Here is a 20886-nt window from a genome sequence, read left to right as displayed (position 1 = left end):
AATAGAGGTGTTTGGTTGCGGAGAGTGTCGGGTGCACTTGTCGTCGGGCCCGGGCATGCCAAAACGGACCGCTCTCGGGCCGGTCTCAACTCACCTGTACGAGGGACGCGCGCCACGGCGCAGGCCACCGGCGCACGCATATATGCGTGCGCTCTCCCGCATTCCTGGCGCCTGCCGTTCTCGGATGGACGGAATCCTCATAAGGTGAGGAGTATTGAGTCGACGGCGACGTCGTACGGGATGGTCGAGGAGGACCTGCGGTGAGCGAGAAGAGCCCGAGGCTGCGCGCCGAGCTGGACGGCATCCCCACCTACAAGCCCGGGAGGCCCGCCGCGGCGGGCGGTCCCGTGGCGTTCAAGCTGTCCTCGAACGAGAACCCGTACCCGCCCCTGCCTGGGGTGCTGGAGAGCGTGGTCGCGGCGGCCGGCCAGTTCAACCGCTACCCGGACATGGCGTGCACGGGTCTGGCGAACGAGCTCGCGGAGCGGTTCGGGGTTCCGGTCGAGCACATCGCCACCGGCACCGGATCCGTCGGGGTCGCCCAGTCGCTGATCCAGTCGACGGCGGGCCCCGGCGACGAGGTCATCTACGCCTGGCGGTCTTTCGAGGCTTATCCGATCATCGTGCAGATCTCGGGTGCGACGTCCGTCCAGGTCCCGCTGACCGACGGCGACGTGCACGACCTGGACGCCATGTTCGACGCGATCACCGAACGCACCCGGCTGATCTTCGTCTGCAACCCCAACAACCCCACCGGCACCGCCGTCCGCCGTGCCGAGCTGGAGCGCTTCCTGGACCGGGTGCCCTCGGACATCCTGATCGTCCTCGACGAGGCGTACAAGGAGTTTGTCCGCGACGCGGAGGTGCCGGACGGCATCGAGCTCTACCGCACCCGCCCGAACGTCGCGGTGCTGCGCACGTTCTCCAAGGCGTACGGGCTCGCGGGCCTGCGCGTGGGCTTCGCGGTGGCACACGAGCCGGTGGCCGCGGCGCTGCGCAAGACGGCGGTGCCCTTCGGCGTCAGCCAGCTCGCCCAGGACGCGGCGGTCGCCTCCCTGCGGGCCGAGGACGAGCTGATGGGCCGGGTCGGGTCGCTGGTGAGCGAGCGCACTCGGGTCCACGGGACGCTGCTGGCCCAGGGCTGGACGGTCGTGCCCGATACGCAGGCCAACTTCGTGTGGATGCGGCTCGGGGAGCGGACCGCCGACTTCGCGGCGGCCTGCGAGAAGGCCGGAGTGGTGGTCCGGCCCTTCGCGGGCGAGGGCCTGCGGGTCACGATCGGCGAGCCGGAGGCGAACGACCTCTTCCTGAACACGGCGGCGGCGTTCTTCAAGGAGTTCTAGCCGGGGCGGGCCTCCCGGCCCGGGCCCCGTCCGCCCGGGCGGGGCAGGGCGGGGCAAGGCAGGGCAGGGCCTAGGCCAGTTCCACCCGGATGGGGTCGCCGTCGCGGACGGTGGCCAGCAGGCGGGGGTCGCCGTCGAAGGAGCCGAGCACGTTGCAGGGGCTCGCCAGGCGGCTCTCGCCACCGCGGGAGATCGGCGTCGGACCGTAGGGCAGCGCGAGCGCGTCGCCCTCGGTCCAGAACGCGACGGTGCCCGGCTCGACGACCTGGCGGGCGTCGTCCTCCAGCGCCACGGAGACGCCGGTGTCGAAATAGACCTCCTCGCCCCAGGTGTTGGCGGAGGCGGAAATCGGGAGTGCCCCGGCGAGCGCCTTGGCGGTCGGGGTCTCGTCGAGGGTCGCGGTGAGGTGGCCCGCGGGCCACAGGATTCGAATCTTCATGGCTCGCATTCAACAATCTGTTGAATGTATTCGCTAGAGGTACCCCCCCTGGAAGACGCCGACAGCAGTACGACATAATGCTTGTGAATGTGAACGCGTTCACAAGCGTGTCCTGCTTCCTCCCGGATTGAGTGGGATACAAGAGACAAACTGCGGCTGTGACCACGGGCGAAACGAAGGAGACGACGACGTGGACCTAGCTCTGGCGCCAGAGACCCTGGCGCGATGGCAGTTCGGTATTACCACCGTCTATCACTTCCTCTTCGTCCCCCTGACGATCTCGCTGGCCGCGCTCGTCGCGATCTTGCAGACCGCCTGGGTGCGTTCGGAAAAGGAGAAGTACCTCAAGGCCACCAAGTTCTGGGGCAAGCTCTTCCTGATCAACATCGCGATGGGTGTCGTCACCGGCATCGTCCAGGAGTTCCAGTTCGGCATGAACTGGTCGGACTACTCGCGGTTCGTCGGTGACATCTTCGGAGCCCCGCTGGCCTTCGAGGCGCTCATCGCCTTCTTCTTCGAGTCCACCTTCATCGGCCTGTGGATCTTCGGGTGGGACAAGCTGCCGAAGAAGATCCACCTGGCCTGCATCTGGATGGTCTCCATCGGCACCATCCTCTCGGCGTACTTCATCCTCGCGGCGAACTCCTGGATGCAGCACCCGGTCGGCTACCGGATCAACGAGGAGCGCGGCCGGGCCGAGCTCACCGACTTCTGGCTGGTGCTCACCCAGAACACCGCGCTGACCCAGTTCTTCCACACGATGACCGCGGCCTTCCTGGTGGGCGGCGCGTTCATGGTCGGCATCGCCGCCTTCCACCTCGCCCGCAAGAGGCACGTCCCGGTCATGCGGACCTCGCTGCGGCTCGGCCTGGTCGTCATGATCATCGCCGGCCTGGGCACCGCCATCAGCGGAGACCTGCTCGGCAAGGTGATGTTCAAGCAGCAGCCGATGAAGATGGCCGCCGCCGAGGCGCTTTGGGACGGCGAGGCGCCCGCACCCTTCTCGGTCTTCGCCTACGGCGACGTCGAGCAGGGCCACAACAAGGTCGCCATAGAGATCCCGGGCCTGCTGTCCTTCCTGGCCAACGACGACTTCACCTCGTTCGTCCCGGGCATCAACGACGTGAACAAGGCCGAGCAGGAGAAGTTCGGGCCCGGGGACTACCGGCCCAACATCCCCGTCGCCTACTGGGGCTTCCGCTGGATGATCGGCTTCGGCATGGCCTCCCTCGGCGTGGGCATGCTGGGGCTCTGGCTCACCCGCAAGAAGTTCATGCTGCCGCCGGGGCTGCGCACCGGTGAGAACGAGGTCCCGCACCTGGTCCTCTTCAAGAAGGCCCTGAGCCCCAAGTTCACCCACTGGTACTGGATCGTCGCCCTGTGGACCATGGGCTTCCCGCTCATCGCCAACTCCTGGGGCTGGATCTTCACCGAGATGGGCCGCCAGCCCTGGGTGGTCTACGGAGTGCTGCGCACGAGGGACGCGGTCTCGCCGCACGTCTCCCAGGGCGAGGTGCTCACGTCGATGATCGGCTTCACGCTGCTCTACGCCGTGCTCGCCGTGATCGAGGTCAAGCTCCTCGTGAAGTACGTCAAGATCGGCCCGCCCGAGCTCACCGAGGCCGACCTCAACCCGCCCACCAAGATCGGCGGGGACGACAAGAACCCTGACCGGCCGATGGCCTTCTCGTACTGAGGCTGGGGAGACCACACCATGCAACTCCACGACGTCTGGTTCGTGCTCATCGCCGTCCTGTGGATCGGCTACTTCTTCCTGGAGGGCTTCGACTTCGGAGTCGGCGTACTGACCAAGCTGCTGGCCCGCGACCGCAAGGAGAAGCGGGTCCTGATCAACACGATCGGGCCCGTGTGGGACGGCAACGAGGTCTGGCTGCTCACGGCCGGCGGCGCGACCTTCGCCGCCTTCCCCGAGTGGTACGCCACCCTCTTCTCCGGCTTCTACCTCCCGCTCCTGATCATCCTGATCTGCCTCATCATCCGCGGCGTCGCCTTCGAGTACCGGCACAAGCGGCCCGAGGACAAGTGGCAGACCAACTGGGAACACGCGATCTTCTGGACCTCGCTGATCCCCGCGTTCCTGTGGGGCGTGGCCTTCGCCAACATCGTGCGCGGTGTGAAGATCGACCAGGACATGGAGTACGTCGGAAACTTCCTCGACCTGCTCAACGTCTACTCGATCCTCGGCGGCCTGGTCACCCTCAGCCTGTTCACCTTCCACGGCACGGTGTTCACCTCGCTCAAGACGGTCGGTGACATCCGGGACCGCTCGCGCAAGCTGGCCCTGCGGCTCGGTGCGGTGACCGCCGTCCTGGCGCTCGCCTTCCTGATCTGGACCCAGGTCTCGCGCGGAGACGGCTGGAGCCTCGTGGCGATGACCGTCGCGGTCCTCGCACTGCTCGGGGCGCTCGGCTTCAACTTCAAGGGCCGGGAGGGCTGGGCGTTCGCCCTGTCGGGGGTCACCATCGCGGCCGCCGTCGCGATGCTGTTCCTGACGCTCTTCCCGAACGTCATGCCGTCCTCGCTGAACGACGCCTGGAACCTCACGGTCACCAACGCCTCGTCCAGCCCGTACACCCTGAAGATCATGACCTGGTGCGCGGGAGTGGCGACCCCGTTGGTCCTGCTCTACCAGTCCTGGACGTACTGGGTGTTCCGCAAGCGCATCGGCACCCAGCACATCGCCGACGCGCACTGAGTCCGATCCGCCCGTCCCGTCCCGCCCGATCCTGCCTGGGGGATGTTTCACGTGAAACCGATCGACCCGCGCCTGCTTCGGTACGCCCGTTCCACCCGCCTCTTCCTGGGGGCGGTGGTGGCCCTCGGGCTCGCCGGGGCGGGGCTGGTCGTCGGCCAGGCGATGCTGATCGCCGAGATCGTGGTCGGTGCCTTCGAGGACGGTCTGGACGGCGGGGCCCTGCGGACCCCCCTGCTGCTGCTCGCGGCGGTGGCCTGCGGCCGGGGCCTGGTCGCCTGGCTGACGGAGCTGGCCGCACACAGGGCGAGCGCGGCGGTCAAGTCGGAACTGCGGGGCCGGCTGCTGGAGCGGGCCGCGGATCTGGGCCCCGGCTGGCTGAGCGGCCAGCGGACCGGCTCCCTCGTGGCCCTGGCCACGCGGGGCGTGGACGCGCTCGACGACTACTTCTCCCGCTACCTGCCCCAGCTGGGACTCGCGATCGTGGTCCCCGTCGCGGTGCTCGCCCGGATCGTCACCGAGGACTGGGTGTCGGCGGCGATCATCGTGGTCACCCTGCCGCTGATCCCGGCCTTCATGATCCTCATCGGGATGGCCACCCAGTCCCGGATGGACCGCCAGTGGCGGCTGCTGTCCCGCCTGTCGGGGCACTTCCTCGACGTGGTGGCCGGCCTGCCGACCCTGAAGGTCTTCGGCCGGGCGAAGGCGCAGGCGGAGTCCATCCGCAAGATCACCGATGACTACCGCCAGGCGACCATGCGCACGCTGCGCATCGCGTTCCTGTCCTCGTTCGCGCTCGAGCTGCTGGCGACCCTGTCGGTGGCACTGGTCGCCGTGACGATCGGCATGCGGCTGGTCCACGGGGAGCTGGACCTGTACACGGGGCTCGTCATCCTGGTGCTGGCGCCCGAGGCGTACCTTCCGCTGCGCCAGGTCGGGGCGCAGTACCACGCGGCGGCGGAGGGACTGGCCGCCGCCGAAGAGATCTTCGAAGTCCTGGAGACCCCGGTCTCCGTGCCGGCCGGGAGGGCCGCCGTCGCTGCCTCGGGGCTGCGGATCGAGCTCGACGGCGTGGCGGTCCGCCACCAGGGCCGGGGCGAGGACTCCCCCGGACCGGTCTCGCTCTCCGTGGGACCGGGCGAATGCGTGGCTCTCACCGGGCCGAGCGGAGCGGGCAAGTCCACGCTGCTCCAGGTGCTGCTGGGATTCGTGGCGCCGAGCGCGGGCCGGGTGCGGATCGACGGCGCGGACCTGGCCGGGCTGTCGGCCGAGCAGTGGCGCGAGCGGATCGCGTGGGTGCCGCAGCGGCCCCACCTGTTCGCCGGGACGATCGCGGAGAACGTCCGGCTGGCTCGGCCGGGGGCGACCGACGACGAAGTGACCGCCGCGCTGGAGGACGCCGGGGCCTGGGAGTTCGTACGGGTCCTGCCGCGCGGTGCGCGGACGGCGCTCGGCGAGGGCGGGGTCGGGCTGTCCGCCGGGCAGCGCCAGCGTCTCGCGCTGGCGCGGGCCTTCCTGGCGGACCGGCCGGTGCTGCTTCTGGACGAGCCCACGGCGGCGCTGGACGGCGAGACCGAGGCGGCCGTCGTGGAGGCCGTACGCCGGCTCGCGGTGGGCCGGACCGTGCTGCTCGTGGTGCACCGGCCGGCGCTGCTGGCGCTGGCCGACCGCGTCGTACGCGTCGGGACCGGCGCCGAGGGGCCCTCCCCCGTGCCGGGCCTCGCGGCATCGGCCGCCCTTCCCGCGCCGGGTGTTCAAGCGCCCGGTGTTCCCGCGCCCGCCGGGGGCGCGGCTCCGGCGCCCGGCGCCGGGCCGGGAGTGGGGCCGGGAGTGGGGCCGGCCGATCCCGGGGAGTGGATCCTCGGGGCCACCGCGGAACGGACGGACCGCAAGGGCGCGGCGGACGCCGGCGGGCAGGACCCGCTCAGGCGGGTCCGCGGGGTGGCCAAGGCCTGGCAGGGACGGTTCAGGCTCGGGCTGTTGCTCGGGGCACTGGCCGTCGGGTGCGGCGTCGGGCTGATGGCCGTCTCCGGATGGCTGATCTCGCGGGCCTCCGAACAGCCGCCCGTGCTCTACCTGATGGTGGCCGTCACCGCCACGCGCGCCTTCGGCCTGGGCCGTGCCGTCTTCCGTTACGCGGAGCGGCTCGTCTCCCACGACGCGGTGCTGCGCATGCTCGCCGACCTGCGCGTGTCCGTGTACCGCCGGCTGGAGCGCATCGCGCCCGCCGGACTGCGCGCCCAGCGGCGCGGCGATCTGCTGACCCGGCTGGTGGCCGACGCCGACGCCCTGCAGGACTACTGGCTGCGCTGGCTGCTGCCCGTCGGCACCGCCGTGCTCGTCGGGACCGGTTCGGTCGCCTTCACCGCCTGGCTGCTGCCCGGGGCCGGGGCCGTCCTCGCCGTCGGCCTGCTCGCCGCCGGGGTCGGGGTACCGCTGCTCAGCGCCGTCTGCGCGCACCGTACCGAGCGCCGGCTCGCGCCCGCCCGGGGCGAGCTCGCCACCCGTGTGGCCGATCTGCTCACCGGGACCGCCGAGCTGACCGTCGCCGGCGCGCTGGGCGGCCGGAAGGCCGCCGCGAAGGACAGCGACCGCACGCTGACCGGGATCGCCGCCCGCGCGGCCGCCGTCACCGGACTCGGGAGCGGTCTGTCCGCCCTGGTGTGCGGACTGACCGTGGTGGGCGCGGCCGCCGTCGGTGCGGGTGCCGTCGCGGGGGGCCGGCTGTCCGGGGTCGCCATGGCCGTCGTGGTCCTGACCCCGCTCGCCGCGTTCGAGGCCGTCACCGGGCTTCCGCAGGCCGTCCAGTACCGCCAGCGGGTCCGCCGCAGCGCCGAGCGGGTCTACGAGGTCATCGACGCGCCCGTTCCGGTCGCCGAGCCGGAGCGGCCGCTGAAGCTGCCCGCCTCGCCCTTCCCGCTGCGGCTGTCCGGACTCGCCGCCCGCCACCCCGGGCAGGAGCGCGACGCGCTGCACGGGCTCGATCTGACCTTGGAGGCGGGCCGCCGGATCGCTGTCGTCGGCCCCTCGGGATCCGGCAAGACCACGCTGGCGCAGGTCCTGCTGCGCTTCCTGGACCAGCACGAGGGCTCGTACACCCTGGGCGGGACCGACGCGCGCGCGGTCGACGGCGACGACGTGCGCCGGGTCGTGGGCCTGTGCGCCCAGGACGCGCACATCTTCGACAGTTCGGTACGCGAGAACCTGCTCCTGGCCCGGCCCGGGGCGAGCGAGGCACAACTGCGGGAGGCGCTCGCGGCGGCCCGGCTCCTGGAGTGGGCCGACGGGCTCCCGGACGGGCTGGACACGCTGGTCGGGGAGCACGGCGAGCGGATCTCGGGCGGCCAGCGCCAGCGCCTGGCGCTGGCGCGGGCACTGCTCGCGGACTTCCCGGTCCTCGTCCTGGACGAGCCGGCCGAGCACCTGGACCTGGCGACCGCCGACGCGCTGACGGCGGATCTGCTGGCGGCGACCGAGGGCCGCACCACCGTGCTGATCACGCACCGGCTGGCCGGGCTGGAGGAGGTCGACGAGGTGCTCGTCCTGGACCGCGGAGCGGTGGTCCAGCGCGGTGCGTACGCGGAGCTGGCCGCCGCCGAAGGGCCGCTGCGCAGGCTGCTGGAGCGCGAGCGGGAAGCGGACGCGACGACGGCCGGTTTCCTCCAGTCCCGACTCACTCTCGACTTTCCTCGCTAATCCGGACTAACTAGGCTCAAGGGCATGTCAGCGCAGCAGTCCCAGGAAACGCCCGAGTCAGCTCCGGAGCCCGCGCCGCGGCAGCCCGACCCACTGGAGGCCGCGACCGCCGCCACCCGGAGTCTCCAGGGGCTGTCCACCGAGCTCACGGCCCGGGTGCCGCAGCTGCTGGAGGCCATGCGGTCGGTGGGTACCGGCCTCGAACTGCACTCCACACTGGACCGGATCTGCGAGACGGCCGCCGAACTCGCCGACGCCCGCTACGCGGCCATCGGCGTCGTCGACACCGAAGGCCGGGGGCTCTCGGACTTCGTCACCTTCGGGATCAGCGACGCGCTGGCGAAGAAGATCGGGCACCGCCCGGACGGGAAGCGCGGGCTGCTCGGCGCGCTGATCTCGCACCCCGACACGGTGCACCTCGCCGATCTGACCAAGGACCCGCGCTCGGCGGGCTTCCCCGCGCACCACCCGCCCATGAAGACCTTCCTCGGCGTTCCGATCCGGGTGCAGGGGGAGATCTTCGGAAACCTCTACCTCGCTGAGAAGAACGGCGGCGGCGAGTTCAACGACTACGACGTCCACATGGTCCGGGTGCTGGCCACCGAGGCGGGCATCGCCATCGGCAACGCCCGGCTCTACGAGGCCGCCACCCAGCGCGAGCGCTGGATCGACGGCTCCGTCGCCGTCACCACCGCCCTGCTGTCGGGCGGGGACGCGGACGACGCACTGGCGGTCGTCGCCGAACAGGCCCGCCGGCTCGCCGATTCCGCCGCGGGGATCGTCATGCTGCCGGCCGAGGAGGGCGGCATGGAGATCGTCGCGGTCTCCGCCGAGAACCCGGCCACCTCCCTCGGCGTCGTCATCCCGGCCGAGAGCCCCGTGGTGGCCAGGCTGCTGGAGGGCGAGCCGGTCTTCGTGGACGACGCCTCCTCGGACCCGCGCATGATCAGCCGGCTGACCAGCCAGTACGGGGCCTGCATGATGCTGCCCCTGCACAGCGGCGGCCGGGTGCTGGGTGCGCTCGTCACGCCCCGGGCGCGCGGCAAGCGGCCGTTCAGCGAGGCCGAGCGGACCCTGGCCACGCAGTTCGCCTCCCAGGCGGCCCTGGCACTGATGATGGCGGAGGCCCAGCGAGACCGGGAGCGCCTCGCCGTCTTCGAGGACCGCGACCGGATCGCCCGCGATCTGCACGACCTCGTCATCCAGCGGCTCTTCGCCACCGGGATGATGCTGGAAGGCGCCCAGCGCCGGTCCGTCGTGCCCGAGGTACGCGACGGGGTCGGCAAGGCCGTGGACGAGCTGGACGTGACGATCCAGGAGATCCGCACCGCGATCTTCGCGCTCCAGCAGGGTCCGGCGGAAGCGCCCTCGGGTCTGCGCACCAGGGTGCTGCGGGAGATCAACATGGCAGCCGTGCCGCTGGGCTTCAAGCCCGCGCACCGCTTCCTCGGCCCGATCGACGCGGTCGTCGGCGAGCTGGTCGGCAAGAACCTGATCGCCGCCCTGCGCGAGGCCCTGTCCAACGCGTTCCGGCACGCGGAGGCCTCCCGGATCGAGGTGGTGCTCGACTCCACCGTCACCCTGGCCGACGGGCGGCCAGGGGTCCGGCTGGAGGTCGCCGACGACGGGGTGGGCATCCCGGAGGGCGGGCGCCGCAGCGGGCTGCGGAACCTGCGCCGGCGGGCCGAGTCCCTCGGCGGTGCCAGCTCGTACGGCCCCGGCCTCGGCGAGGAGGGCGGCGGGACCACCCTGGTGTGGGAGGCCCCGCTCTAGACCCGAGAAGCCCCCCTGGACCGCTGCCAAGGCTCTGGACTTACGGCTGGGCGCCGGCGGCCCGTTCGGCCAGGATGCGCTCGATGACGAGGGCGACGCCGTCCTCGTTGTTGGCGACCGTGCGGCCCGACGCGGCCGCGATCACGTCCGGATGGGCGTTGCCCATCGCGTAGGAGGTGCCGGCCCAGCCGAGCATCTCCACGTCGTTCGGCATGTCCCCGAAGGCGACCACCTCGGCCGGTGAGATCCCGCGCTCCTCGCAGCACAGCGCCAGGGTGCTGGCTTTGGAGACGCCCGGGCCACTGATCTCCAGCAGGGAGGTCGGGCTGGAACGGGTGATCGAGGCGTACGCGTCGGCGACGGAGCGGGCCAGTGCCAGGAACTCGTCCGGAGCCAGCTCGGCGTGGTGGGCCAGCACCTTGAGGACGGGCGCCGAATCGTCGTCCGAGGCCTCGTCGAGCAGCTGCTCGGCGGTGGCGACATTGCCGCCCGGGTCCTGGAAGAACGGCGGGTAGGTGGGCTCGTAGTTGATGCCCGTGGTCATCTCCACGGCGAAGGAGGTGCCCGGGGCGGCGGCCCGCAGGGCCTCCACCACCTTGAGTGCCGTGATCCGTGGCAGTGGCCTGACCTGCACGAACTCCCGGCCGGTGGGCTCCGAGCCCATGGCGTGCAGATCGACGACGGCGGCGCCGTTCGCGCAGATCGCCAGGCCGTGACCCTGAACGTGGTCGCTGACGACGCCCATCCAGCGGGCCGGGCGGCCGGTCACGAAGAACACCGCGATGCCGGCTTCCTCGGCGGCCGCGAGCGCGGCGACGGTGCGCCGCGAGACGGACTTGTCGTCGTGCAGCAGGGTGCCGTCGAGGTCGGTGGCGATGAGCCGGGTCACGGGGGAGGGAGAAGGGTGCGGCGGGGTGGTACGGGGGCGGGGGCGCCACGTGGTTTCCGCCGCGGGAGTCGTAGGAGCCGGTCAGCGCGTAGAGCGTGGCGAGGGCCCGCTCGGTCTGGGTCGCGTTGGCGGACTGCCCGACCCCGGTCCAGCCGTAGTAGGTGACCACGTCGGCGGCGGCCAGCTCCGCCGCCAGCGCCCGGATCTCGCGCTCGGGGATCCAAGTGGTGGCCGCGACCCGGTCCGGTGTCCACTCGGCGCAGGCCCGCGCGTACCGCTCGAAGGCGGGCGCGCACTCGACGGGTCCGGTGGCGGTGTCGACGCCGAAGGTCCCGCGCAGGGCGAAGCGCTCGGGGGCGACGGCGGCGCGGGCGGTGTCGTACGCCTCGGGCCGCCCGGCGGTCTCGTCCATGACGACGAAGCCCTGTCCGCCGCCGGGCAGTTCGCCGGCCCGCAGGAAGCGGCCGGTGTCGGCGCGCACGAGGAGCGGGGCGTTGGTCCAGGCGCGGACGAAGGCGCTGTCGTAGCCGCCGGTCTCGATGAGGAGGTGCGCGAGGCCGAGGGCGAGGGCGGCGTCGGTGCCGGGCCGTACGCGCAGCCAGTGGTCGGCGGAGAGCGCGCTGGTGGAGCGGCGGGGGTCGACGACGGCGAGCTTCATGCCGTTCGCGTGGGCCGCGGAGGCTGCGGCGGACTGCGCCAGCCAGGTCTTGGCCGGGTTGAAGCCCCACAGCAGGGCCAGGTCGGTGTGCGCGTAGTCGGGCGGGGGTATCGGGGAGCCGAAGGTGAAGGCGTGCGCGACGTCCTTGTGCCAGTTGCAGATCTCGGCGCTGTAGACGGTGTTCGGGCTGCCGAAGAGGCGGACGAACCGCTCGATCCACTCGGTGGCGTCGGAGACCGAGGTGCCCGACGGAGTCGCGACGCCGAAGGCGACGGCCTCGGGGCCGCTCTCGGCCGCGATCGCGGCGGTCTTCGAGGCGATCTCGTCCATGGCCTCGGCCCAGGAGATGGCCTCCCAGCCCGGGTCCGGGTCGGACTTGGGGCGGGTTCGGCGCAGCGGCGTGGTGAGCCGGGCCGTGCTGTGCGCGAGCTCCGGGGCCGACCGGCCCTTGGGGCACATGGCGGCGCCGGTGGGATGGGCGGGATCGGGGCGGACGCCGGTCAGCCGGCCGTCCTCGATGGTGAACACCGCACCGCACCGCGACTTGCACAGCGTGCAGTAGCCGTGCTTCTCCTGAACCTTGCCGACCATGTCCGAGCACCTCCGGCTGCGGCGGCTCCGTCGCCGTCCCCTCCATGAGACACCCGCTTTGATCGATCATCGAGTCGCCGGAAGTCACCTCGGCCGGGCCCTTGGGCCCGGCTCCGGCCTGTGGGCATCACGGAGAGTGAAGGCGCTGTCCCACCTCGCCGTCACTCCGAACGGGAGGGCAGGGGGCCCGCCCGGTGTCAGCGGCCGGCGGCCGGCGCGCGCAGGTGTGCCAGGTAGGCGTCCGGGTCGGGGCCGTACCCCTGGTCCTGGGCTCCGTGGCGGACGTGGGCCAGCTCGCCGCCGGGGCCGATGCGCAGCATGGTGGTGGCCGCGTGGGGGGCGGCGGGGTCGCGCAGGGCGGGAGCGGTCCAGGGCGACGGGCGGATGCCGGCGCGGACGGGCACCAGCAGCGTGACCAGTTCTTCGCGCAGCAGGGTGAACGCGGTCCGCAGGGCGGCCGGTTCCAGGTCGAGTTCCGGGCCGAGGTCGCTCCAGACGGCGTCGTCATGGACCCACAGGGCGACCTCCTGACCGGTGGGGCGTCCCTTGACCGCGTTGACGGCCCCGGGGTTGGTGGCGGTGACGACGTAGGGTCTGGTCCGGATCCAGCCGGTGGCCCAGCCGCTCGGCGAGCGCGCGCAGTACGCGCCGGCCGGCGAGGTGGGGCAGCACCACGGTCGGCGCGAGGCCCAGGAGCCGCTCGGGGTCGTAGGGCAGGAAGAGCAGTTGCTCGGTGGCGACCATTCCGCTGCGCTCGGCCATGCCCAGCCACGAACAGGCCGCGACCCGCGCCCCGGTCTCGAGTGCGGCCAGGGTGTCGGCCAGGCCGAGGTCGTTGTGGAGGTGCGAGACCAGGACCGTCTGCGGTCCGGCGCCGGTGGCGACCCGCCGGAAGAGGTCCCGGGTCTGGCCGGGCAGCAGGTCGCCGACGGTGTCGGCCAGGACGATCGCGGCCGCCCCCTGCGCCGTCATCCTGCCGGCGCACTCGGCGACCAGGGCGTGGTCCGCGCGCGGGGTGTCCACCAGGCAGACGTCCACGGCCGTGCCGTCCGCGCGGTCCACGGGATCCTTGACCACGTCCAGGCCCCGGTCCAGGGCCGTGCGGGCGTCGCTGTGCACCAAGGCGCGGGCGGTGGCTTCCGAAGCGGCCACGATGACCATGATCGGGCCGTGCGCGGCACCGCGGACGGCGCTCAGCGCGAGCCGTGCATCCTGCGGCTTGGCCCGGCAGATCACGGACGGGCTCACCGACTCCTGCGCCTCCAGGGCGACTTGCCGGGTCACCTCGAACTCCCGCCCGCACACGGAGGGGAAGCCCGCGGCGAAGACCACGCGCCGGGGGCCGTCGGCCCCGAACACCGCGCCCTGCTCACGGGCGAGCCGGACCCGGAAGCCGACGCTCATCAAGGTCTTCGCCTGCGCGCCGTCCCGCGCCGGCTCCTCGAACAGGACGACCCGGCCGGCCCCGGCCGACTCCCGTACCACGTCCACCGTGGACAACTACCGCACTTCGCCCGGGTCTAGGCCGTCTCTTTCGGATCTTGCCGGGCCCGCGACGCCCGGCACCGCGCCTGGCCGCGTTGTCGGGACGCCCGAGTACGTCCAGTACACGCAGCGCCCCTCCGCCTTGCCAGGCACGGCACCAGACGCCGCGGGCTCGGCCGACAAGATCCGAAAGAGACGGCCTAGAGGGCCCGCACCTGGTCGGCCTGCGGACCGCGCTGCCCCTGGGTGATCTCGAACTCCACGCGCTGGTTCTCCTCCAGGTTCCGGAACCCGGATCCCTGGATCGCGCTGAAGTGCACGAAGACGTCGGCGCCGCCCCCGTCCGGGGAGATGAAGCCGAAGCCCTTCTCGCCGTTGAACCACTTCACAGTCCCCTGAGCCATGCCCAACCCCTCGTTTCACGACGCCGAGCACGCGACCCGCACCCGACCGCAGGCACATCCTCCCCAGCCCGTGACGAACGAAACAGCCGGGTCGCGCAAGTCTTTCAGGTCTGTTCACCCCCGCGTGACCTGCACCTTCCCCGAGCGATGAGGTGCGGCCGGTCGAATGGACACCGCAGAGGTCTGGACCACCTCAGACGCGCCAAACACATGGCCGATTCGCACTGTTGGCCCTCTCGCAACAATTGGTCTATACCTTTGACGCTATGCTGGCCACCTGAAACGGGCGGATAAAAACAGCCGTGGGGGGCTTTATGACCTTGTCTCATCTTCCGCAACCTCCTTCCGACGAAGAGCTCTACTGGTACTTCGGCCCGCAACGACGCTGGGTCCTCATCAGCACCTCGCTCGCCTTCGTCTTCACCGCCGCGACCATGTTCACGTTCGCGCTGCGCACCCCGGCCCTGTGGGCCTTCCTCGCCGTCCTCGGGCTCAACGTCGTCGCCCTCGCCCTCTCCTCGGTGAACAGCCTGCGCCAGCGCCGGCTGACCCGGCCCTCGCACGAGGTGCTCGTCCACGCCTGGCAGCCCGCCCGACTGCCCAGCGTGGACCTGTACTTGCCCACCTGCGGCGAACCGCTCCCGGTCCTGGAGAACGCCTACCGCGCCGTCGCGGCCGTCGACTGGCCCGGCGCGCTGACCACGTGGGTCCTGGACGACGCCGACCGTCCCGAAGTCGCCGCGCTGGCCGCCTCGTACGGCTACGAGTACGTCGTGCGCCCGGACCGCGGACACCTGAAGAAGGCCGGCAACCTCAACCACGCGCTGACCCTGAGCGGCGCCGAGTTCATCGCCATCCTCGACGCCGACTTCGCCCCCAGGGCGGACTTCCTGCACCACCTCGTCCCGTACCTGGCCGACCCCGCGGTCGGCATCGTGCAGAGCCCGCAGTGCTTCGACACCGACGAGACCATGGACTGGATCCAGCGCGCCGCGGGCTCCGCCCAGGAGTGGTTCTTCCGCTGGATCCAGCCCTCCCGGGACGCGAGCGACGCCGCCATCTGCTGCGGCAGCAACGCCGTTTACCGGCGCAGCGCCATCGACCTGGCCGGCGGCTTCGCCCGCCTCGACCACAGCGAGGACCTGTACACCGGCCTCGCCCTGCACGAACAGGGGTTCCGCACCCTGTACGTACCGGTGCTCGTCGCCAAGGGCACCTCCCCCGACCGGGTCACGTCCTTCGTCAACCAGCAGTACCGGTGGGCGATGGGCAACCTGCACCTGATCGGCACCCCCGTCCTGCGGCGCATGGGCGCGCCCTGGCGGATGCGCCTGTGCTTCTACGAGGGCGTCGTCGGCTACCTGGCCGCCGCCGTGAACACCTTCGCGGCCCCGCTGCCGCCCCTGGTGCTGATGTTCTGGTACCCGGACGACATCCGGCCCTGGCACGTCCTGCCGCTGCTCGCCCCGCTGTGGCTGTGGCACGTGCTGCTGCCCCGGATCAGCCGGACCCGCTGGCGGATCGAGGTGATCCGGGCGAACGTCCTGACCAGCGTCGCCGCCGCCACCGCCTTCCTGCACACCCTGCGCGGCCGCAGCGCCGACTGGGTTCCCACCGGCACCCGGAGCTCCGGCTCCTCCGGCGGGATGGCCCGCCGGGTGGTGGGCGTGTCCCTGCTCTGGCTCGTCCTCTCCAACGGCGCGGCCGGCGCGGGCCTCGCTCTGGCCGTGGCCCGCAACGGCTGGGAGCCCAACTGGGGCCTGCTCCTCTACTTCTTCGTGCAGTGCCAGATCAACGGCCCGCTGATCCGCGACCTCATCACCGAGCTGCGCCCGGCGCCCGCCCCCGGGCGCGCGAAGACGGCCGCCGCCCGAAGCACCACCGAAGGCACCGCCCCGGTTGCGGGCGCCGCCCGCCGGCGCAGCCCCGTACGGGCCTTCGCGCGCCCGGGCACCGGTCTGCTGCCCCGGCGCTGGCCCGAGACCCTCGCCGCTTCGGCGGTCCTCCTGCTCACCGGCCTGCTGGCATCCGGGTGGGTCAACCCGATGCTTCCCTGGCTGAGTTGAAAGGCTTCACCACCATGCCGTTCCCCATGGCACCCGGCGCGCGCAGCGACCGCCGGTCCGCCTCCACCCCGCCGCCCGGACCCCCGGCGTCCCCGTCGCCCTCCGGCGGCGAGTCCGGGCCCAGCCCGCACCGGTCCGCGTTCCGGCCCGACATCGAGGGACTGCGCGCCGTCGCCGTCCTCGCGGTACTCGCCTTCCACGCCGGGATCCCCGGCCTCGCGGGCGGCTTCGTCGGCGTGGACGTCTTCTTCGTCGTCTCCGGCTACCTCATCACCGGCCTCCTCGTCCGGGAGGCGGTCACCACCGGCCGGATCCGGCTCCTGGACTTCTTCTCCCGGCGCGCGCGCAGGCTCCTGCCGTCCGCCGCCGTCGTCCTCGGCGCGGTGGCCCTGGCCGGGGCCTGGCTGACCGTCCCGCTGCGCCGCGCGGACCTGGAGAACGACGTAGCCGCCGCGGCGCTCTCCGCCGCCAACTGGCGGTTCATCGCCCAGCAGACCGACTACCTGGCCGCCGGACACGACCAGAGCCCCCTGCTGCACTTCTGGTCCCTCGCCGTCGAGGAGCAGTTCTACCTCCTCTGGGCGCCGCTGCTCGCCCTGATCGTGCTCGCCGCGGCCCGGGCGGTACGCCGCGGTCGCGCCGTGCGCTCCGCCGTGGCCCTCGCCACCGCGCCGCTGGTCCTCCTCTCGTTCGCGCTGTCCCTGCACTGGACGGACCACTCCGCCTCGCTCGCCTACCTCGCGACGCCCTCGCGGGTCTGGCAGTTCGGCGTCGGCGCCCTGCTCGCCCTGCTCCCCTGGCACCTCATGCGCGGCCCGCGGCCGCTGCGGCTGCTGTGCGGCTGGGCCGGGGGCGCCGCGATCGTCTGGTGCGCCGTTTCGTACGACACCTCCACGCCCTACCCCGGCTACGCGGCCCTCGTGCCGACCCTGGGCACCGCTGCCGTCATCCTCGCCGCGATACCCGGCCGGGGCGAGCGCAACGCGATGGGCTCCCACGGGGTCGGCCGGCTGCTCGCGGGCCGGGCGCCCCGGGCGGTGGGGCGGCTCTCCTACAACCTGTACCTGTGGCACTGGCCGGTGCTCGTCCTCGCCGAGGCCCGGTTCGGCAGCCAGGGCTGGCCGGTGAAGACCGCGCTCACGCTGGCGGCCGCACTGCCGGCCTACGCGACCATGCGCTGGGTCGAGCAGCCGCTGCGCCGCAGCCGGACGGTCTCCGAACTCCCGCGCCGCGGGCTGTCGGTGGGCATCACGGCCATCGTGCTGCCCATCGTGCTCGCACTCGTCGTGGGCACCACGACACTGAACCTGCTGGGTCCGGCCACACCGGTCGAGGTGAACGGCCTGCCCCCGGGCGCCGCCTCCGGCCCCCACCTGCTCGCCCGGACCGCCGGGACTCCGCTCGGGGACGGACCCGTGGTCCCCGGCCCCGCCCAGGCCCGCAAGGACTTCCCGCCGGACGGGGCCTGCGAGGTGGCCCCGGCCGTGACCCGCAGCCCCGACTGCCTGTTCGGCGCGGTGGACAGCCCGGACCGGATCGTCCTGCTCGGCGACTCGCACGCCGGCCAGTGGTTCTCCTCGGTGCTGGCCATGGCCTCGCAACGGGGCTGGGCCCTGCAGGAGTTCGTCAAGCAGGGCTGCCCGCTGCCGCACCTGGCCGTCGACAACCCGCAGCTCGGCCGCGCCTACCGGGAGTGCGACACCTGGCGGGCCGATACCCTGGAGCGGCTGCGGCAGCAGCCGAAGCCCCGCCTCATCGTGATCTCCTCGCTCAACCGCTACACCTCCGATGCCGGGCTGCTGGCCGAGGCCTGGGACAAGACCCTCGAGCCGCTGCGGGCGATCGGCGCGCCGATCGTCTACATCGAGGACACCCCCGCGCCCGGCACGGACGTCCCCGCCTGCGTCTCCGGCAGCCCCGGCACACCCGGCGCCTGCGCGTTCAGCCGTACGGGCGCCCAGCAGCCCGATCCGCTGGCCCGGCGGATCGCCTCCGGCGCGCTGCCCGGCGTACTCGGGGTCAGTGTGAACCAGGTGCTGTGCCCGGGTGACGGGCCGACCTGCCCGGCCGTCCTGGACCGCATCCTGCTCTACCGGGACGACTCCCACCTGACCAATGTCGCGGCCGTCGTCCTGACCCCCCGCCTCGAGCGGCTGTTCACGGAGTCCGGGGCGCTGCCCGCCCTGACCGCGTCCGCCACGCCCGGGGCGGCGGGGTGGACCCAGCTGCTGCGGGACGACTTCGACGGCCCCTCGGGCAGCCGCCCCTCGGCCGCGCACTGGGTGTACGACACCGGGACCTGCTATCCGGGGTGCCCCGCACCCCAGTGGGGCACCGGCGAGATCGAGACCATGACCGACTCGACCGACAACGTCCGCCTCGACGGCAAGGGCGCGCTGGAGATCGTCCCCACCCGTAAGGACGGGCAGTGGAGTTCGGGCCGGATCGAGACCAGGCGCTCGGACTTCGCCCCGCCCCCCGGCGGGACGCTGCGCATCGAGGCCTCGATCGCCCTGCCCGACGTGACCGGGGCGAAGGCGGCGGGCTACTGGCCGGCGTTCTGGACCCTCGGGGCACCGCTGCGCGACGGGTACACGGGCTGGCCGGGCATCGGTGAACTCGACGTCATGGAGTCCGTCAACGGGCGGGACAGCGTCTTCGCGACCATGCACTGCGGGATCCTGCAGGGCGGCCCGTGCCAGGAGCCGGCCGGTCTGACCTCGGGCCCCCAGCCCTGCGACGGCTGCCGTGCGGGGTTCCGCTCGTACGCCGTCGAGGTCGACCTCGCCCCCGGGGCCGAGGAGGTGCGCTGGTACCTGGACGGCCGCGTGCACCACCGGGTGGCCGCCTCCCGGATGGACCCGGAGACCTGGAAGCGGGCGGTGGACCACGGACTGTTCCTGATCCTCAACGTGGCCATCGGCGGCAGCCTGCCGCTGGCCGACGGCGCGAGCCCGGGCCCGGAAACCGAGCCGGGCCACGCGATGCGGGTCGACCAGGTCACCGTCTCCAGCCGGGCGCGTCCCGTGTAGGACACCGCGCCGGAACGGGCGCGTACCGGCGCGCTCGTCCCGGCGCGCTCGTCCCGGCCCGGCGGGGGAAGGTGGGACAGTGGAGGCATGTGCGGCAGATACGCCTCCTCCCGGGCCCCGCAGGACCTCGCGGGCCTCTTCGACGCCCAGCTCGCCCCCGACCGCCCCGATCGGGGCGTCGGGCCCTCGTGGAACGTGGCTCCCACCGACGACGTTTGGGCCGTCCTGGAACGCGCCGCCCGGGACACCGGCGAGGTCCAGCGGCGGCTGCGCCCGGTGCGGTGGGGCCTGGTGCCGTCCTGGGCCAAGGACCCGGCGGTGGGATCACGCATGATCAACGCGCGGGTGGAGACCGTCCACGAGAAGCCGGCCTTCCGGCGCGCCCTGGCCAAACGCCGGTGCCTGCTGCCCGCGGACGGCTTCTACGAGTGGGTGGCCGTGCCCGCCACCGCGTCCGCGAAGGCGTACAAGCAGCCGTACTTCATCCGGCCCGAGGCCGGCTCCGTCATGGCGATGGCCGGGCTCTACGAGTTCTGGCGCGACCCGGCCGTCGCCGACGGGGACGATCCGGACGCCTGGCTCACCACGGCCACGATCATCACCACGGAAGCCACCGACGCGGCGGGCAGGATCCACCCCAGGATGCCGCTCGCCCTCGATCCCGGCGACTACGAGGCCTGGCTCGACCCCTCCCACGAGGACACGGCCGGCCTCCGCGCCCTCCTCCACACCCCCGGCGACGGCCGCCTCACGGTGACCGCCGTCTCGACCGCGGTCAACAGCGTCCGCAACAACGGCCCCCACCTCCTCGAACCGGCCACCTAGTGCTGTGACCAGAAAGGTCCACCGGGCCGGCCTCAGCGTCGTGCCCGGCGCTCGCGGCGCGGTCGGGGGTCCGGGCTGCCCTCCGGGCGGACCTGGCTCTTGAGCGCCCTGGTCAGCCAGCCGCCGACGACGATCAGCGCGACGCCCAGCCACCACAGATGGCCGTCGAAGACCAGTACGGCGATGCCGATCGGCACCAGGAGCCCGGCCATGGGCAGCAGCATCGAGGACAGGGGCGGTGCGGGCTCCCCCGCGCGGGCCCGGGCGCGGACGACGTCCGGGTACCACTGGGTGAAGCGCAGGGCCCCGATGATGGTGAGGACCTGGATGATCCACCCCGTCCAGATGTTGTTCGGGTTGCGCAGCACGAGGTCGCCGTACGCCCCCGCGACGGCATTGATCAGAAAGGCCAGCCCCCAGACCCCGGTGATCGTGTAATTCGTCCGCTTGAACGCGGGCGTGTCCCAGAACTGCCGGTCGACCTGCTCGCGGGCGTACTGGAGGGTGAAGGGCACCCTGACCAGCATGGAGCCGAACGCGATGGCCACCAGGGCGAGGTTGGAGACCTCGCCCGCGTACGTCTCCAACCAGCGCCGCGTGCCCTCGCTCGCGAAGATCCCGACGACCGTCAGGACGCTGAAGAACACGACGTCGCAGAGCTCCAGGATCTTCAGGGAGGAACCGGGGTTCATCAGGCGGCCGCCGATGACGAGGCAGACAGAGATGGCGAGGGCCAGTGCGACGGACCACTCGAAGCGTCCGGGCCCCACGACGAGGGCGAAGACGATCCAGGGGGACAGTCCCGCGAACGGGCTTTCCAGGAACTGCGCCATCCTGCTCGTCGCGCGGGCATCAGCTGTGTGCGCCATGGATCCGACCCTCCTGTAGCGGCCAGCAGCCTGTCGTCGCCCCTTTCCAACGTACGCCGACTCCGCGAAGCGCACGTCTCGTGCGCGAGCGCCCGCGAGGCCC

The 20886-nt window shown here is 72.3% G+C and carries 14 protein-coding genes and 1 pseudogene; 8 read left to right on the top strand and 7 right to left on the bottom strand.

The genetic code is table 11. The features are described from left to right. The first annotated feature begins 260 nt into the window (after positions 1 to 260). Complete coding sequence (gene hisC / locus DRB89_RS04875; protein WP_112448354.1) at positions 261 to 1343, top strand: histidinol-phosphate transaminase; 1083 nt, start codon at positions 261 to 263, stop codon at positions 1341 to 1343. Between the two features lie 70 nt (positions 1344 to 1413). On the opposite strand, the gene DRB89_RS04870 is transcribed toward hisC, so the two are convergent. After that, the gene (locus tag DRB89_RS04870; protein ID WP_112448355.1) at positions 1414 to 1782 is read right to left on the bottom strand and encodes a cyclophilin-like fold protein; all 369 of its coding nucleotides are present in this window, start codon (positions 1780 to 1782) and stop codon (positions 1414 to 1416) included. A 190-nt stretch (positions 1783 to 1972) separates the two neighbouring features. On the opposite strand from DRB89_RS04870, the gene DRB89_RS04865 reads away from it, so the two are divergent. From DRB89_RS04865 to DRB89_RS04850, 4 genes are read left to right on the top strand one after another with little or no spacing between them, the layout of a single operon-like run. Further along, on the top strand, positions 1973 to 3478 hold the full coding sequence (locus tag DRB89_RS04865) for a cytochrome ubiquinol oxidase subunit I (RefSeq protein WP_112448356.1): 1506 nt from the start codon (positions 1973 to 1975) through the stop codon (positions 3476 to 3478). An 18-nt stretch (positions 3479 to 3496) separates the two neighbouring features. Further along, on the top strand, positions 3497 to 4498 hold the full coding sequence (gene cydB, locus DRB89_RS04860; RefSeq protein WP_112448357.1) for a cytochrome d ubiquinol oxidase subunit II: 1002 nt from the start codon (positions 3497 to 3499) through the stop codon (positions 4496 to 4498). 51 nt (positions 4499 to 4549) lie between these two features. Next, positions 4550 to 8191, top strand: coding sequence for a thiol reductant ABC exporter subunit CydD (gene cydD, locus DRB89_RS04855; protein WP_112452498.1), 3642 nt, complete (start codon positions 4550 to 4552; stop codon positions 8189 to 8191). Between the two features lie 24 nt (positions 8192 to 8215). Next, positions 8216 to 9964, top strand: coding sequence for a GAF domain-containing protein (locus DRB89_RS04850; RefSeq protein WP_112452499.1), 1749 nt, complete (start codon positions 8216 to 8218; stop codon positions 9962 to 9964). Positions 9965 to 10004: 40 nt separating this feature from the next. On the opposite strand, the gene DRB89_RS04845 is transcribed toward DRB89_RS04850, so the two are convergent. From DRB89_RS04845 to DRB89_RS04825, 5 genes and pseudogenes are all read right to left on the bottom strand, one after another. Beyond that, positions 10005 to 10853, bottom strand: a complete 849-nt coding sequence (locus DRB89_RS04845) for a Cof-type HAD-IIB family hydrolase (protein WP_112463215.1) — start codon at positions 10851 to 10853, stop codon at positions 10005 to 10007. Positions 10854 to 10965: 112 nt separating this feature from the next. After that, positions 10966 to 12102, bottom strand: a pseudogene (locus DRB89_RS04840) (molybdopterin-dependent oxidoreductase); the annotation flags it as partial. 197 nt (positions 12103 to 12299) lie between these two features. Beyond that, positions 12300 to 12506 (bottom strand): hypothetical protein, encoded by a 207-nt coding sequence (locus tag DRB89_RS04835; RefSeq protein WP_112450758.1) that lies wholly within the window; start codon positions 12504 to 12506, stop codon positions 12300 to 12302. A gap of 100 nt (positions 12507 to 12606) precedes the next feature. Beyond that, the gene (locus tag DRB89_RS04830) at positions 12607 to 13593 is read right to left on the bottom strand and encodes a hypothetical protein (protein WP_239516738.1); all 987 of its coding nucleotides are present in this window, start codon (positions 13591 to 13593) and stop codon (positions 12607 to 12609) included. Positions 13594 to 13787: 194 nt separating this feature from the next. Continuing rightward, the gene (locus tag DRB89_RS04825; protein ID WP_112450759.1) at positions 13788 to 13991 is read right to left on the bottom strand and encodes a cold-shock protein; all 204 of its coding nucleotides are present in this window, start codon (positions 13989 to 13991) and stop codon (positions 13788 to 13790) included. Between the two features lie 314 nt (positions 13992 to 14305). Here DRB89_RS04825 and DRB89_RS04820 point away from each other — a divergent pair, with 314 nt between their 5' ends. From DRB89_RS04820 to DRB89_RS04810, 3 genes are all read left to right on the top strand, one after another. Then, positions 14306 to 16057, top strand: coding sequence for a cellulose synthase catalytic subunit (locus DRB89_RS04820; RefSeq protein WP_112450760.1), 1752 nt, complete (start codon positions 14306 to 14308; stop codon positions 16055 to 16057). A gap of 14 nt (positions 16058 to 16071) precedes the next feature. Continuing rightward, a complete protein-coding gene (locus DRB89_RS04815) occupies positions 16072 to 19089 on the top strand; it encodes an acyltransferase family protein (RefSeq protein WP_112450761.1) in 3018 nt (1005 codons plus the stop codon). 87 nt (positions 19090 to 19176) lie between these two features. Then, a complete protein-coding gene (locus DRB89_RS04810) occupies positions 19177 to 19914 on the top strand; it encodes an SOS response-associated peptidase (RefSeq protein ID WP_112450762.1) in 738 nt (245 codons plus the stop codon). A 32-nt stretch (positions 19915 to 19946) separates the two neighbouring features. On the opposite strand, the gene DRB89_RS04805 is transcribed toward DRB89_RS04810, so the two are convergent. After that, complete coding sequence (locus DRB89_RS04805) at positions 19947 to 20783, bottom strand: hypothetical protein (protein ID WP_204357823.1); 837 nt, start codon at positions 20781 to 20783, stop codon at positions 19947 to 19949. Positions 20784 to 20886 lie beyond the last annotated feature (103 nt).

Origin of the sequence: Streptomyces sp. ICC4 (assembly GCF_003287915.1) — a bacterium.
Classification (GTDB): Bacteria; Actinomycetota; Actinomycetes; order Streptomycetales; family Streptomycetaceae; genus Streptomyces; species Streptomyces tritrimontium.
Note: the sequence above shows the minus strand (reverse complement) of the source record. Positions and strands in the feature narration are given on the sequence as shown.